The organism is Streptomyces sp. TAA040, from assembly GCF_000424845.1.
Map to the genome: position 1 here is coordinate 305,881 of NZ_AUKR01000006.1, position 14,143 is coordinate 320,023.

Below are 14,143 nucleotides of genomic sequence, written 5' to 3' on the forward strand. Positions count from 1 at the left end.
CGGCGAGTTCAGGTGCGTCGCCGCCCGATGCGGTTGCCCAGCCACACCAGCGGGTCGTAGCGGCGGTCCGCAGCGCGCTCCTTGAGCGGGATCAGCGCGTTGTCGGTGATGCGGATGTTCTCCGGGCAGACCTCGGTGCAGCACTTGGTGATGTTGCAGTAGCCCAGCCCGTGCGCGTCGACGGCGTCGGCCGCCCGGTCCACGCCCTGCTCCGCTGCCGCGTCGAGGGGATGCATGTCGAGCTCGGCGACCCGCATCAGGAACCGGGGACCGGCGAAGGCCTCCTTGTTCTCCTCGTGGTCGCGCACGACATGACAGGTGTCCTGGCACAGGAAGCACTCGATGCACTTGCGGAACTCCTGCGAGCGGCCCACGTCCTCCTGCCGCATCCGGTACTCGCCGGGCCCGAGCTCCGAGGGCGGCACGAAGGCGGGCACTTCCCGGGCCTTCGCGTAGTTGTAGCCCACGTCCGCCACCAGGTCCCGCACCACGGGGAAGGCCCGCAGCGGGGTGACGGTGATCGTCTCGCCGCGGCCGAAGACGGACATCCGGGTCATGCACAGCAGCCGGGGCCTGCCGTTGATCTCCGCGCTGCACGAACCGCACTTCCCCGCCTTGCAGTTCCAGCGCACCGCCAGATCCGGGGCCTGCCCGGCCTGGAGCCGGTGGATGATGTCGAGGACCACCTCGCCCTCGTGCACCCGCACGGAATAGTCGGTCAGCGCGCCACCCTCCGGGTCGCCGCGCCAGATACGGAACCGGGCCTGGTAGCTGGTGCTCGCCGCTGTCGCCACTACTCCGTCAGCTCCTCTTCGGTCAGGTACTTGACCAGCTCGTCCCTGTCGAAGAGGGCGAGCAGGTCGGGGCGGATCGGCGGGGTACGCCGCCGGGTCAGGGAGACGGCGGCTGATGCGGGGAGCGGGGCGCTGGCGGAGGAGGGCCGCTCCGCCGGGGCGAGGGTGCAGAGCAGGTTGATCCGCCGCCACTGCCGGTCCATGCGCGGGCGGTCGTCCCTGGTGTGACCGCCGCGGGACTCCGTGCGCTCCAGGGCCGCCCGGGCCACGCACTCGCTGACGAGCAGCATGTTCCGCAGGTCCAGTGCCAGGTGCCAGCCCGGGTTGAACTGCCGGTGCCCCTCCACCCGTGCCCGTGCCGTCCTCCGCCGCAGGTCGGCGATCCGGTCCAGGGCGTCCGCCATCTCGCTCTCCCTGCGGATGATGCCGACCAGGTCGTTCATCGTCCGCTGGAGCTCCTGGTGGAGCGCGTACGGGTTGTCCCCCGGGCCGTCCCTCTCGTCCCGGTCCGGGGCGGGCGTGGGACCTGCGGCGCCGAACGGGCGCAGCGCCTCGGCGGCCGCTGCCTCGATCTGCTCCTCGGACACCGCGCGCGGACCGTCGCGGTGCGCCGACGCGTAGCGGGCTGCGTGGTGGCCGGCCCGGCGGCCGAAGACCAGCAGATCCGAGAGCGAGTTGCCGCCGAGCCGGTTCGAGCCGTGCATGCCGCCGGCCACCTCGCCGGCCGCGAACAGCCCGGGGACGCCCACGGCCGCCGCGGTGTCCGGTTCGACGTCCACCCCGCCCATCACGTAGTGGCAGGTGGGCCCGACCTCCATCGGTTCCGCGGTGATGTCCACGTCGGCCAGTTCCCGGAACTGGTGGTGCATCGAGGGAAGTCGCCGCCTGATCACCTCCGCCGGCATCCGGGTGGAAACGTCGAGGTACACCCCGCCGTGCGGGGAGCCCCGCCCGGCCTTGACCTCGGCGTTGATGGCCCGGGCCACCTCGTCCCTGGGCAGCAGCTCCGGAGGCCTGCGGTTGCGGTCCGGGTCCTCGTACCAGCGGTCGCCCTCGGCCTCGGTCTCGGCGTACCGGTCCTTGAAGACCTCCGGGACGTAGTCGAACATGAAGCGCGCGCCCTCGCTGTTGCGGAGCACTCCGCCGTCACCGCGCACCGACTCGGTGACCAGGATCCCCTTCACCGAGGGCGGCCAGACCATCCCGGTCGGGTGGAACTGGACGAACTCCATGTTCACCAGCGCGGCCCCGGCCAGCAGGGCCAGCGCGTGGCCGTCACCGGTGTACTCCCAGGAGTTCGAGGTCACCTGGAACGACTTGCCGATCCCGCCGGTGGCCAGGACCACCGCAGGCGCGTCGAGCACGAAGAACCGGCCGGTCTCGCGGCTGTAGCAGAACACCCCGGTGACCGGTCCGGGCTCACGGGACCCCTCGTGGTCACGGCCCCCCGCGCTCCCCGCCGTGGCTGGCCCGCCGTCGGGCTGCTGGAGGACCCGGGTCACCGTGCACTCCTGGAATACCTTGAGCCGCCCCTCGTACGCGCCGGTCTCCGCGAAATCCTGCTGCTGGAGTGCCACGATCCGCTGCTGGAGGGTGCGGATCAACTCCAGCCCCGTCCGGTCGCCGACGTGTGCCAGCCGCGGGTACTCGTGGCCGCCGAAGTTGCGCTGCGAGATCCGCCCGTCCGGCGTCCGGTCGAACAGCGCGCCCCAGGTCTCCAGCTCCCAGACCCGGTCCGCGGCCTCCTGCGCGTGCAGCTCCGCCATCCGCCACTGGTTCAGGAACTTCCCGCCGCGGAGGGTGTCGCGGAAGTGCACCTGCCAGTTGTCGCCCTCGTTGACGTTGCCCATGCTCGCGGCGATGCCGCCCTCGGCCATCACGGTGTGCGCCTTGCCGAACAGCGACTTGCAGATCACCGCGGTGCGCAGCCCCTGCTCGCGGGCCTCGATGGCCGCCCGGAGCCCGGCGCCTCCCGCCCCGACGACGACCACGTCCCACTGCTCCCGCTGCTGCGGTCCCACTGACGTCATGCGCTGCGCATCCCTTCCTGCGGTGTGGCGGATTCCTCGCTCCCGGCGTCGGCCTTCACCCCAGGGGCGCCGCGGCGGCGGCCGGGGCCCCGCGGCGGGCCCTTCGCGCCGGGGCGGCCGGCGAGCTGCTTGCTCAGAGCAACTGCGGATCGGTGAAGGCTCCGATCGCCAGCAGGTAGACGTAGAGGTCGGCCAGCGCGACGCTCAGCAGGGACGCCCACGCCAGTCCCATGTGCCGGGCGTTCAGCTTCCCCACCCAGCCCCAGAGCCGGTAGCGCACCGGATGCCGGGAGAAGTGCCGCAAGCGGCCGCCCACGATGTGGCGGCAGGAGTGGCAGGACAGCGTGTAGGCCCAGATCAGTACGATGTTGACCAGGAAGACGAGCGTTCCCACACCCATGTGGCCCCACGCGTAGTCCGGGTTGCGGAACCCCAGGAGGGTGTCGTAGCTGAGGATCAGGGCGATGCCGAGGGCGGCGTAGAAGAAGTAGCGGTGGCCGTTCTGGAGGATCAGCGGGAAACGCGTCTCCCCGCTGTAGCGCCGGTGCGGTTCCGGGACGGCGCAGGCGGCCGGCGCACGCAAGAATCCGCGGTAGTAGGCCTTGCGGTAGTAGTAGCAGGTCAGCCGGAAGCCCAGCGGGACGACCAGGATGATCAGCGCGGGCGACAGCGGCCACCAGCCGCCGAAGAGGGCCACGTTCGGACCGCCCTGCATCGGGACGCAGCTCTCCGACAGGCACGGCGAGTAGAAGGGCGACACGTAGGGAGCGGCGTAGTAGTCCTGGCCGGCGAACGCCCGCCAACTGGAGTAGACGACGAAGGCGAGCAGCCCGGCGGCGGTGGCCGCCGGAGCCAGCCACCAGCGGTCGGAGCGTAGGTGCGCCTGCGGTACGGCGGCTCTGCCGCGGTACCGGACACCGCCCGGTCGCGGCTGCGGTGCGGTCCCAGTGGCCAACGCGAACTCCCGGGGGCTGGTGGGCGGGAACCGGCCTGGGCGGCCGTTGCGGTCAGGGTGCGCGGTGGTCGCGGACGCCGAGTCCCTCGTCGTCGAGGTCCGTCCACAGGGCGCTCTTGTAGGGGGCGTCGGAGATCGTGACCATCTGCTGCGGAGTGACGGCGGCCCGCGGGGGCGGCGCGGACTCGGCCAGCAGTCCCAGGTCCTCCCGCAGCCGACGGGCGTCCGTCCGGACCCGGCGCATCTCCAGGACGTCGCCGACCTCGCGCCCCATCAGCTCCAACTGCCGGAGCAGCTCGTCGAGGCAACGTTGGGCAGCGGCCAACTCTTGGGGAAACGACATGGCTTCTCCACCTCCTGTGGTGGCGGCGTCGATGGCCCGGAAAGTGTCGCGCGTCACATCAGGGCAGGGGAAGACCACTGCACGGGTTGGCTGGTTTCTCCCGCACCGGCTCCCCCACCCGCACCGGCACTCCGCGCCCGCTTGCATACGCGCGTGCCGCCCGTGCCCCGTACGAGGTCGGGAGTGCGGTGCGGGGGCCCAACCGGGTGGCATCCGCTCCCGGACCGGCCGTGCCTGCCGGGCCCGGCAGGCACGGGCGTCTTCGATGGAGCTTGCGACTGTGTGATGAGCCGCCCGGTGCGCCGAGGGTGCTCCGGGGCGGGCGTCAGCTCCCGGAGGAGGACAAGAGCCATGCCAGCAGTGTCAGCCCTCGACACCGCCGTCAGGCGCTGCGCGGCGGTGCTCGCGGCGGGCGTCCTGCTCCCGCCCGCGCTGGCGGGGTGCGGAGTCGACGAGGACTCCGGGGGGAACGGCGGGAACGCGGCCCACGACGTCCCCGCCGTCGACCGCGCGGATCTGGTGAACGGTGGCGTGCTGCGCTGGGCGGTCGCCGCGGTGCCGAGCACCCTGAACGCCTTCCAGTCCGACGCCGGACCCGCCACCGACCGGGTCGCCGCGGCCACCCTGCCCTCGATGTTCACCTTGGACGGCACGGCCCGGCCGCAGCGGAACACGGACGTGCTGGAGTCCGCCGAGGTCACCGAGCGGGAGCCGCAGCAGACCGTCGTCTACACCGTCGCGGCGAAGGCGCGCTGGAGTGACGGCAAGCCGATCGCGGCGGCCGACTTCCGGGCGCAGTGGAAGGCCCTCAGCGGCGCCGACAACGCCTTCTGGACGGCACGCAACGCCGGATACGAACGAATCCACAAGGTCGAGAAGGGCGAGCAGCCGCGGCAGGTCAAGGTCACCTTCGCCCGTCCGTACAGCGACTGGCGGTCGCTCTTCTCCCCGCTCTACCCGAGAGCCGTGACGAGCAGCCCCGACGCGTTCAACGACACCTCCCGGACGGAGCTTCCCGTCTGGGGTGGACCGTTCCGCGTCGAGGGCGGAAAGCTCGATCCGAAGGCGGACCGGCTCGTCCTGGAGCGGAACCCCGCCTGGTGGGGCGACCGGGCGAAACTCGACGAGATCGTCCTGACACCGGTGCCGAGGGACGAGCGGGGGGAGGCGCTCGCCGCGGGGCACCTGGACCTCGCGGCGATCGACCTGCCGGACGCGGAGCGCATCGACGCGGCCGGCGCCGACACCTCCGGCGGGGGCGAGGCGCAGGACGGGGCCGGGGACGGGAGGGAAGCCGCGGCGGGCGAGCAGAAGAACGGCTCGGGCCGGGGCGGCCCCCGCTCCGTCGCAGCGCCGCTCGGCAGCACCGGCCACGCCGTGCACGCCCTGCGCACCTGGGCCGACGAGTACCGCGGCGAGAAGCCCGAGGACGAGCGGGACGACTCGGAGGAGGAGGCCGAGAAGGCCGAGAAGGCCGAGAAGGCCGAGAAGGCCGAGAGCGCGAAGGCGGCGAAGGACGCCGCGCGACGGGCGCGGCTCGATCGGCTGACCGTCCGCCGGGCGTACGACCCGGCGTGGACGCAGCTGGCCCTGAACGGCACCAGCGGCCCGTTGAGCGACGAGCGGGTCCGCCGGGCCTTGGTACGCGCCCTCGACCGCGTGGAACTGGCGCGGGCCGCGCTCCGTCCGGCCGGACTGCCGACGGAGCCGCTCGGCAGCCACTTGCGGATGTTCGGCCAGGACGGGTACCACGACAGCAGCGACGCGGTGGGCGAGGCCGGCGCCGAGTCGGCGGCCGCGCTGCTGGCCGAGGCGGGCTGGAAGGGCGGTCCGCAGCCGGGGACGCAGCGGGCCGACGCCGCGGACGGTGCCCCGGACCGGACGGGCGCCGCGGCGTTCTCCGGACTCACGCACAGCTCCGCCGCCGGGCACGCGGCGGTGCTGAAACAGGCGGCGTACGCCCGGGGCAAAGCGGCGGAGGCCGCCGAGGAGGACGGTGCGGACGGCGCGGGCGCACTGCGCCGGTCGGCGGAGGCGGCGATGAAGCGGGCGCACGAGGCGGAGACCGCGCTGTCCCGTTTCGTCGGCGGTCTGCTGCGCGCCGAGGGGGGTCTGGTGCGCAGGAAGGACGGCCGTGCGCTGGAACTGCGGATGGTGCTGCCGGGCGGGGAGGGCTCGGAGCCGATCAGGGCCACCGGCCGGCGCGTGGTAAGGATGCTGGAGCAGGTCGGCGTCCGCACCGAGGTGGTCCGGGTCGGCGACGCGTCGTACTTCACCGACCACATCGCCACCGGGGACTTCGACCTGGCCCTCTACTCCTGGCCGGCCGGCGGCTACCCGGTGACCGAGACCCGGCCGATCTTCGCCAAACCCGAGGCGGCCCCGGACGGTTCGCTGCTGATCGAGCAGAACTACACCCGGGTCGGAACGGACCGCATCGACCAGCTCTTCGAGCAGGCCGCCTCCGAGCTCGACGACGAGGCCAGAAGCGAGCTGATCACGCGTATCGACGCCCGGATCTGGGCGGCGGCCGGATCGGTGCCGCTGTACCAGCGTCCGCAGTTGGTGGCCGCCGACGAGCGACTCGGCAACGCCGGCGCGTTCGGCTTCCGGAGCCCCCGCTACCAGGACATCGGCTTCACCGAGCGGCGCGGCTGACACCCCGCCCGGGACGCGCGCGACTCCGTGCCGGCCCCGCCGGGCGCCCGTCGGGCCCTGCCCGGACCCGTCGGTGGCCGGGGCCGAGGAGCGGCGGGTTCGGTCCCGGAGGCGCCCGGCCTTACCATGGAAGCTCAGGCTGCGGAACTGCCGCAGCCTTCCGGGGCAGGACCCCGGGCCCCGCTGACCGCGCACGGTTCGGCGGGGGAGCGGCCGCACCGGTCGCGCCGCCGCCCTTCGATTCCGGGAGAAGCGCCCTCAGCATGCCCACGCGCAATGACATTCGAAACGTCGCCATCGTCGCTCACGTCGACCATGGCAAGACCACCCTGGTCGACGGCATGCTGAAGCAGGCCGGAGCCTTCGCCGCCCACCAGCATCTGGACGACCGGATGATGGACTCCAACGACCTGGAGCGCGAGAAGGGCATCACCATTCTCGCGAAGAACACCGCGGTGCGCTACCACCCCAAGGGCGGCGGCGAACCGGTGGTCATCAACATCATCGACACCCCCGGCCACGCCGACTTCGGCGGCGAGGTGGAGCGCGGGCTGTCGATGGTGGACGCGGTGGTGCTCCTGGTGGACGCCTCCGAGGGCCCGCTGCCCCAGACGCGCTTCGTGCTCCGCAAGGCGCTGGAGGCGAAGCTTCCGGTGATCCTGTGCATCAACAAGACCGACCGGCCGGACGCCCGGATCGACGAGGTCGTCGACGAGACGTACGACCTCTTCCTCGACCTGGACGCGACCGAGGAGCAGATCGAGTTCCCGATCGTCTACGCGTGTGCGCGGGACGGCGTGGCCTCGCTGACCAAGCCGGCGGACGGCACCGTCCCGGCGGACAGCGACAGCCTGGAGCCGTTCTTCACCACCCTGCTGGAGACGGTGCCCGCACCCGTCTTCGAGGAGGGCGCACCGCTCCAGGCGCACGTCACCAACCTGGACGCGGACAACTTCCTCGGCCGGATCGCGCTCTGCCGCGTCCAGCACGGCGAGCTGCGCAAGGGCCAGAACGTCACCTGGATGAAGCGCGACGGCTCGGTGCAGAACGTCAAGATCACCGAACTGCTGATGACCGAGGCGCTCACCCGCAAGCCCGCCGAGGTGGCGGGCCCCGGTGACATCTGCGCGGTCGCCGGTATCGCCGACATCATGATCGGCGAGACCCTGGCCGACCCGGAGAACCCGGTGGCGCTGCCGCTGATCAAGGTCGACGAGCCCGCCATCGCGATGACCATCGGCGCCAACACCTCGCCGCTGGTCGGCAAGGGTGGCAAGGGCCACAAGGTCACCGCGCGGCTGGTGAAGGACCGCCTGGAGCGGGAGCTGATCGGCAACGTCTCGCTGCGGGTGCTGCCCACCGAGCGGCCGGACGCCTGGGAGGTGCAGGGCCGCGGTGAACTGGCGCTGGCGATCCTGGTCGAGACGATGCGCCGGGAGGGCTTCGAGCTGACGGTCGGGAAGCCCGAGGTGGTCACCCGGGAGATCGACGGCAAGGTGCACGAACCGGTCGAGCGGATGACCATCGACGCTCCCGAGGAGCATTTGGGCGCCATCACCCAGCTGATGGCCTCCCGCAAGGGCCGCATGGAGACCATGGTCAACCACGGCTCCGGCTGGGTCCGGATGGAGTTCCTCATCCCGTCCCGTGGCCTCATCGGCTTCCGGACGGAGTTCCTGACCGACACCCGCGGCACCGGCATCGCGCACTCCATCTCCGAGGGCCACGAGCCCTGGTTCGGTGACCTGCGCACGCGGCACAGCGGCTCGCTGGTCGCCGACCGCGCCGGTGTGGCGACCCCGTTCGCGATGATGAATCTCCAGGAGCGCGGCGTCATCTTCGTGGAGCCGGGCACGGAGGTCTACGAGGGCATGATCATCGGTGAGAACTCGCGCTCCGACGACATGGACGTGAACATCACCAAGGAGAAGAAGCTCACCAACATGCGGGCCGCGGCCGCGGACAACACCGAGAACCTGGTGCCGCCGCGCAAGCTGTCGCTGGAGCAGGCGCTGGAGTTCTGCCGCGAGGACGAGTGCATCGAGGTGACCCCGGACACCGTCCGGATCCGCAAGGTGAGCCTGGACCAGCGGCTGCGCGCCCGCGCGGCCTCCCGCGCCAAGCGCTGACCGCACCACCACCCGCCGCGACGCGGTGTTCCCCGCACCGACGGTGCGCGAGGCGTGGCGCATCCCACACGGGTGCGCGCACGCCTCGCCGCGTTCCGGGCCCGGTCCGGTTCGGACGGGGGGATTCGGTGACGTTCCGGTGAACGGTATCCGCCCGTCCGGACTCCGGAGGGCGGCTGGAAAGTGACAGGTAAGGGCTGGCCGGAAGGGGTAGGCCTGGGCATGATCCGCCTACTCCCTCCCTCTCCAGGGGTCAAGCGATTTGTCCAGAGGGCGTCCGCTGAGCGAACATCAGATGCCGGAAGACGCGTTAACAGTCCGTTTCGCGGCCGTCTGTAACGGATTGCTTTGTCCGGATTTCGGAACTCCGCTCTCTCGAGGTGTGACCAAACCGAGATCCCTGACGTGTGGTTTACGAGCGTTCCGTACTCAATAGTTGGCTCATCGAGCTCGGGTCTGCGAGTCACGTGCTGTTGGGGAGCGCTGATTCGTGATACCGGGGGATCGTCGCTGTGGGTATGCATGCCGGCAGCATCACGAACCCTCGGCCCCGTAATGACAGTGGACTCCTGAGGAGGCAAACCCATGCGCGGTGCCAAGAGCGCAAGGTGGGTCGCGAGTGCGATAGTCGTGGCCCTCGCCGCGACCGCTTGTGGCGGCGGCAGTGACAGCAGTGACGAAGGCGGAAACGGCAGTGGTTCCATCAGCATGGACATCGCCGAGCCGAAGCGGCTGATCCCCGCCTCCACCACCGAGAGCTCGGGGTCGCAGGTGCTGTCCGCGCTGTTCACCCCGCTGGTGGACTTCGACGCCGACAACAAGCCGGTGATGGTGGCTGCCGAGTCGATCGAGTCCACGGACAACAAGGTCTGGACGATCAAGCTCAAGGACGCCACGTTCCACGACGGCACCGAGGTCACGGCCCAGAACTACGTCGACGCATGGAACTGGGGCGCCTACGGCCCCAACGCGGCCGACGGCAACTACTTCTTCGGGACCATCGAGGGTTACGACAAGCTCAACCCGCAGGACCCGGACGGCGAAGAAGGCCCGAAGGAGGCCGGCGACCCCGAGGCCGAGAAACTGTCCGGTCTGAAGGCCGTCGACGACAAGACCATCGAGGTCACGCTCAGCGACCCGTTCTCCGGCTTCGCCTCGCTGCTCGGCTACACCGTGTTCTACCCGATGCCCGACGCGGCGTTCGAGGACATGGACGCCTACGAGGAAGCGCCGATCGGCCAGGGCGCCTTCGAGATGGACGGCAAGTGGCAGCACGACCAGCAGGTCAAGGTCAAGACCTATGAGGACTACTCGCTGAGCGACAAGCCCAAGATCGACGGCGTGGACTTCAAGGTCTACCAGGACCAGAACACCGCCTACAACGACGTACTCGGCGGCAACCTGGACGTGGTGCGCACCATCCCGACCGAGGTCATGGGCACCGCCCCGGACGAGCTGGGCGACCGGTTCAAGACCTCCCCGGCCTCCACCTTCCAGTTCCTGGCCTACCCGACCTACGAAGAGGCCTACGAGGACCCGAAGGTCCGCAAGGCCATCTCCATGGCGATCGACCGCGACGAGATCATCGACGTGGTCTTCCAGGGCTCGCAGGACTCCGCCCGCTCCTTCGTCTCCCCGGTCGTCGCCGGCTTCCGCGAGGACACCTGCGGCGAAGCCTGCAAGTTCGACCCGGACGCGGCCAAGGAGCTGCTGGACGAGGCCGGTGGCTTCCAGGGCGACAAGGTCGAACTGGGCTACAACGGCGACGGCGGTCACAAGCAGTGGATCGAGGCCACCTGCGACCAGATCCGCAAGAACCTGGACATCGAGTGCGTGGGCACCCCGGTTCCCAAGTTCGCCGAGCTGCTGACCCAGGTCGAGAAGGAGCAGTTCCCGGGCATGTTCCGGATGGGCTGGATCATGGACTACCCGGCCATGGAGAACTACCTCGGCCCGCTGTACTCGACCGGCGGTTCGTCGAACTACTACGGCTACAGCAACGAGGAGTTCGACAAGCTCGTCGACGAGGGACGCCAGGCGGACACCGAGGAAGAAGCCATCGAGAAGTGGCAGCAGGCGGAGGACATCCTGGCCGAGGACATGCCGGTGATCCCGCTCCGCTACGGCAAGAACGTCTTCGGACACTCGGAGTCCGTGCAGAACGTCGAGATCGACCTCTTCAACCGGGTCGTGCTGTCGAAGATCGAGAAGGCCTGACGGTTCTTCGCCGCAACACCGTAGAACCGTCCAAGGCTTGACGGTGGGGGCAGGAACACCTGCCCCCACCGTTTCCATGAGGAGGATCCCATGGGCCGGTATGTCGCCAGGCGACTGCTCCAGATGATCCCGGTATTCATCGGGACCACGGCCATCATCTTTGCGCTCGTCACTGCGATCGGCGGTGACCCCGTACAGAATCTCTACGGCGAGCGCCCGGTGCCGGACAGCGTCCGCATCGCTCTCACCAGCCAGTACCACCTGGACGACCCGTTCTTCCTCCGGTACTGGCACTACATCTCGGACCTGGCGGTCGGCGACTTCGGTACCAGCCTCAACGGTCGGCCCATCAGCGACATGATCCAGGAGGCGTGGCCGCACACGCTGCGCCTGGCAGGCATCGCGCTGGCGGTCGAGGCCGTCATCGGTATCGGCGCGGGTCTCCTGGCCGGGGTCCGGCGCGGCAGCTTCCTCGACAACGTGGTGCTGCTCTCGACGCTCACCGTGATCGCCGTGCCGATCTTCGTCATCGGCAACTTCGCGCAGGTCCTGTTCGGCGTTCAGTGGGGCATCCTCCCGGTCGCCGGTGTGACCGAGGGCCCGCAGAGCTACCTGATGCCGGGCATCGTCCTCGGCTCCGTCTCGCTGGCGTACGTCGCCCGACTGACGCGCGCCTCGGTCGCGGAGAACCTGAGGACGGACTACGTCCGCACGGCGAGGGCCAAGGGCCTCCCGCAGTCCCGCATCTTCGGCATCCACGTGCTCCGCAACTCGCTGATCCCGGTGGTCACCTACCTCGGTATCGACATCGGCACCCTGATGGGCGGCGCGATGGTGACGGAGCGTATCTTCAACGTTCCCGGCGTCGGGTTCAACGTCTTCAAGGCGACCCAGATCGAGGACGGGCCCGTCCTCGTCGGCTTCGTCTCCATGCTGGTCATGATCTACCTGCTCGCCAGTCTGATCGTCGACCTGCTCTACGCCGTGCTCGACCCGAGGATCCGCTATGCCTGAGACCAGCACCCCCACCAAGGCCGGCGGCGGGACGGACTCCGCCACCGACGCCGCGATCAAGGCCACGAAGTCGCGCAGCCTGCTGCAGGACGCGGTCCGGGACCTGGTGCGCAAGCCGATCTTCATCGTCTCGGCGGCCGTCATCCTCTTCCTCTGCGTCATCGCGGCCTTCCCCGGGCTCTTCACGAGTGTCGATCCCCGGGCCTGCGACCTGTCCAGGTCGCTGGACAAGCCGAGCATGGACGCGTGGTTCGGGTACGACACCCGCGGCTGCGACATCTACGCGCGCACGATCTACGGCACTCGGACCTCGATCGTCGTCGGAGTGCTCGCCACGATCGGATCGGCGATCCTGGGCGGCCTGATCGGGACGATCGCGGGTTACAAGACGGGGTGGATCGACAGCCTCATCTCCCGCGGCATCGACATCTTCCTGGGCCTGCCGTTCCTGGTCGGCGCCATCGTCATCCTCAACTCCTTCCGGGGTGAGGACGGCCAGCGCATCGGCGGGATCTGGGGCGTGCTGGCGGCCCTGACCGTGCTCGGCTGGATGAGCATGGCGCGCATCATGCGCGGCTCGGTCATCCAGGCCAAGCAGGCCGACTACGTGACGGCGGCCCAGTCGCTGGGCGCGTCGACGCCCCGGATGGTCTTCCGCCACGTGCTGCCGAACGCGATCACCCCGCTCATCGTCGTCGCGTCCATCAGCCTCGGCGTCATCATCTCGGTCGAGGCCACGCTCAGCTTCCTCGGCGTCGGAATCCAGCCTCCCACCATCTCGTGGGGAGTCATGGTCAGCGACTCGCTGCCCCGCGTCCGAGAGGCGGTCCATCCCCTGCTGTTCCCGGCAGCTTTCGTGAGCGTCACGGTGCTGGCGTTCATCATGCTCGGCGACGCGGTCCGCGACGCCCTCGACCCCAAGCTGCGCTGAGGGAGGCGTACGTGACTACTGTGAAAGACAATGCCGATGTCCCGGCGCCGCAGGGCGCGGAGGAGAACTCCGCCCCGCTGCTCGAAGTACGGGACCTCCATGTGGAGTTCAAGACCCACGAAGGTTCGATCAAGGCTGTCAACGGGGTGAACTACTCGGTTGACGCGGGTGAGACGCTGGCTGTGCTGGGGGAGTCGGGGTCGGGGAAGTCGGTGACGGCGCAGGCGGTGATGGGCATTCTGGACATGCCGCCGGGGAGTATTCCGCAGGGGGAGATTCTGTTCCGGGGGCGGGACATGTTGCGGATGCCGGGGGAGGAGCGGCGTCAGTTGCGTGGCCGGAAGATCGCGATGATCTTTCAGGATGCGTTGTCGTCGTTGAATCCGGTGCTGAGTGTGGGGTATCAGCTCGGTGAGATGTTCCGGGTGCACGAGGGGTTGTCGAAAAAGGACGCGAAGGCGCGTTCCATCGAGTTGATGGAGCGGGTGCGTATTCCGGCGGCTCGGGAGCGGGTGAATGATTATCCGCATCAGTTCTCGGGGGGTATGCGGCAGCGGATCATGATCGCGATGGCGTTGGCGTTGGAGCCGGATCTGATCATTGCGGACGAGCCGACGACTGCGCTGGATGTGACGGTGCAGGCGCAGGTGATGGATCTGCTGGCGGAGTTGCAGCGTGAGTTCCACATGGGGCTCATTCTGATCACTCATGATCTGGGTGTGGTGGCGGATGTGGCGGACAAGATCGCGGTGATGTACGCGGGTCGTATCGTGGAGACGGCGCCGGTGCACGAGTTGTACAAGCGGCCGGCGCATCCGTACACGCGCGGTCTGCTGGACTCGATCCCGCGGTTGGACCAGAAGGGCCACGAGCTCTACGCCATCAAGGGCCTGCCGCCGAACATGGCGCACGTCCCGCCCGGGTGCGCCTTCAACCCGCGTTGCCCGCAGGCACGGGACATCTGCACGTCGGACGTGCCGCCGCTGTACCCGGTCACCGAGGAGGACGGCACCGCCCTGGTCGGCCGGGGCAGTGCCTGCCACTTCTGGAAGGAGACCCTCCATGGCTGAGC

General features: G+C 69.7%; 10 protein-coding genes. 6 read left to right on the top strand and 4 right to left on the bottom strand.

The genetic code is table 11. The features are described 5' to 3' along the window. Positions 1-8: 8 nt before the first annotated feature. From H300_RS0107100 to H300_RS0107120, 4 genes are all read right to left on the bottom strand, one after another. Positions 9-794, bottom strand: coding sequence for a succinate dehydrogenase/fumarate reductase iron-sulfur subunit (locus H300_RS0107100; RefSeq protein WP_028426885.1), 786 nt, complete (start codon positions 792-794; stop codon positions 9-11). After that, positions 794-2,824 carry a fumarate reductase/succinate dehydrogenase flavoprotein subunit gene (locus H300_RS0107105; RefSeq protein WP_028426886.1) on the bottom strand — a complete coding sequence of 677 codons (2,031 nt, stop codon included), beginning with the start codon at positions 2,822-2,824 and terminating at the stop codon, positions 794-796. The genes H300_RS0107100 and H300_RS0107105 overlap by 1 nt, the downstream gene beginning before the upstream one ends. 133 nt (positions 2,825-2,957) lie before the next feature. Continuing rightward, the gene (locus H300_RS0107115; protein ID WP_028426887.1) at positions 2,958-3,779 is read right to left on the bottom strand and encodes a hypothetical protein; all 822 of its coding nucleotides are present in this window, start codon (positions 3,777-3,779) and stop codon (positions 2,958-2,960) included. A gap of 52 nt (positions 3,780-3,831) precedes the next feature. Next, the gene (locus tag H300_RS0107120) at positions 3,832-4,122 is read right to left on the bottom strand and encodes a hypothetical protein (RefSeq protein ID WP_028426888.1); all 291 of its coding nucleotides are present in this window, start codon (positions 4,120-4,122) and stop codon (positions 3,832-3,834) included. A 351-nt stretch (positions 4,123-4,473) separates the two neighbouring features. On the opposite strand from H300_RS0107120, the gene H300_RS0107125 reads away from it, so the two are divergent. The 6 genes from H300_RS0107125 to H300_RS0107150 all read left to right on the top strand — a co-directional run bounded on the left by H300_RS0107125 (position 4,474) and on the right by H300_RS0107150 (position 14,141). Further along, positions 4,474-6,780 carry an ABC transporter family substrate-binding protein gene (locus H300_RS0107125; protein WP_028426889.1) on the top strand — a complete coding sequence of 769 codons (2,307 nt, stop codon included), beginning with the start codon at positions 4,474-4,476 and terminating at the stop codon, positions 6,778-6,780. 263 nt (positions 6,781-7,043) lie between these two features. Further along, entirely contained in the window at positions 7,044-8,909 is a 1,866-nt protein-coding gene (gene typA / locus H300_RS0107130; RefSeq protein WP_028426890.1) for a translational GTPase TypA, read from the top strand. 585 nt (positions 8,910-9,494) lie between these two features. After that, positions 9,495-11,126 carry an ABC transporter substrate-binding protein gene (locus H300_RS0107135; RefSeq protein ID WP_028426891.1) on the top strand — a complete coding sequence of 544 codons (1,632 nt, stop codon included), beginning with the start codon at positions 9,495-9,497 and terminating at the stop codon, positions 11,124-11,126. Positions 11,127-11,216: 90 nt separating this feature from the next. Then, positions 11,217-12,140 (top strand): ABC transporter permease, encoded by a 924-nt coding sequence (locus tag H300_RS0107140; RefSeq protein WP_028426892.1) that lies wholly within the window; start codon positions 11,217-11,219, stop codon positions 12,138-12,140. Continuing rightward, positions 12,133-13,071, top strand: coding sequence for an ABC transporter permease (locus tag H300_RS0107145; RefSeq protein ID WP_028426893.1), 939 nt, complete (start codon positions 12,133-12,135; stop codon positions 13,069-13,071). The genes H300_RS0107140 and H300_RS0107145 overlap by 8 nt, the downstream gene beginning before the upstream one ends. An 11-nt stretch (positions 13,072-13,082) precedes the next feature. Next, entirely contained in the window at positions 13,083-14,141 is a 1,059-nt protein-coding gene (locus H300_RS0107150; RefSeq protein WP_028426894.1) for an ABC transporter ATP-binding protein, read from the top strand. Positions 14,142-14,143 lie beyond the last annotated feature (2 nt).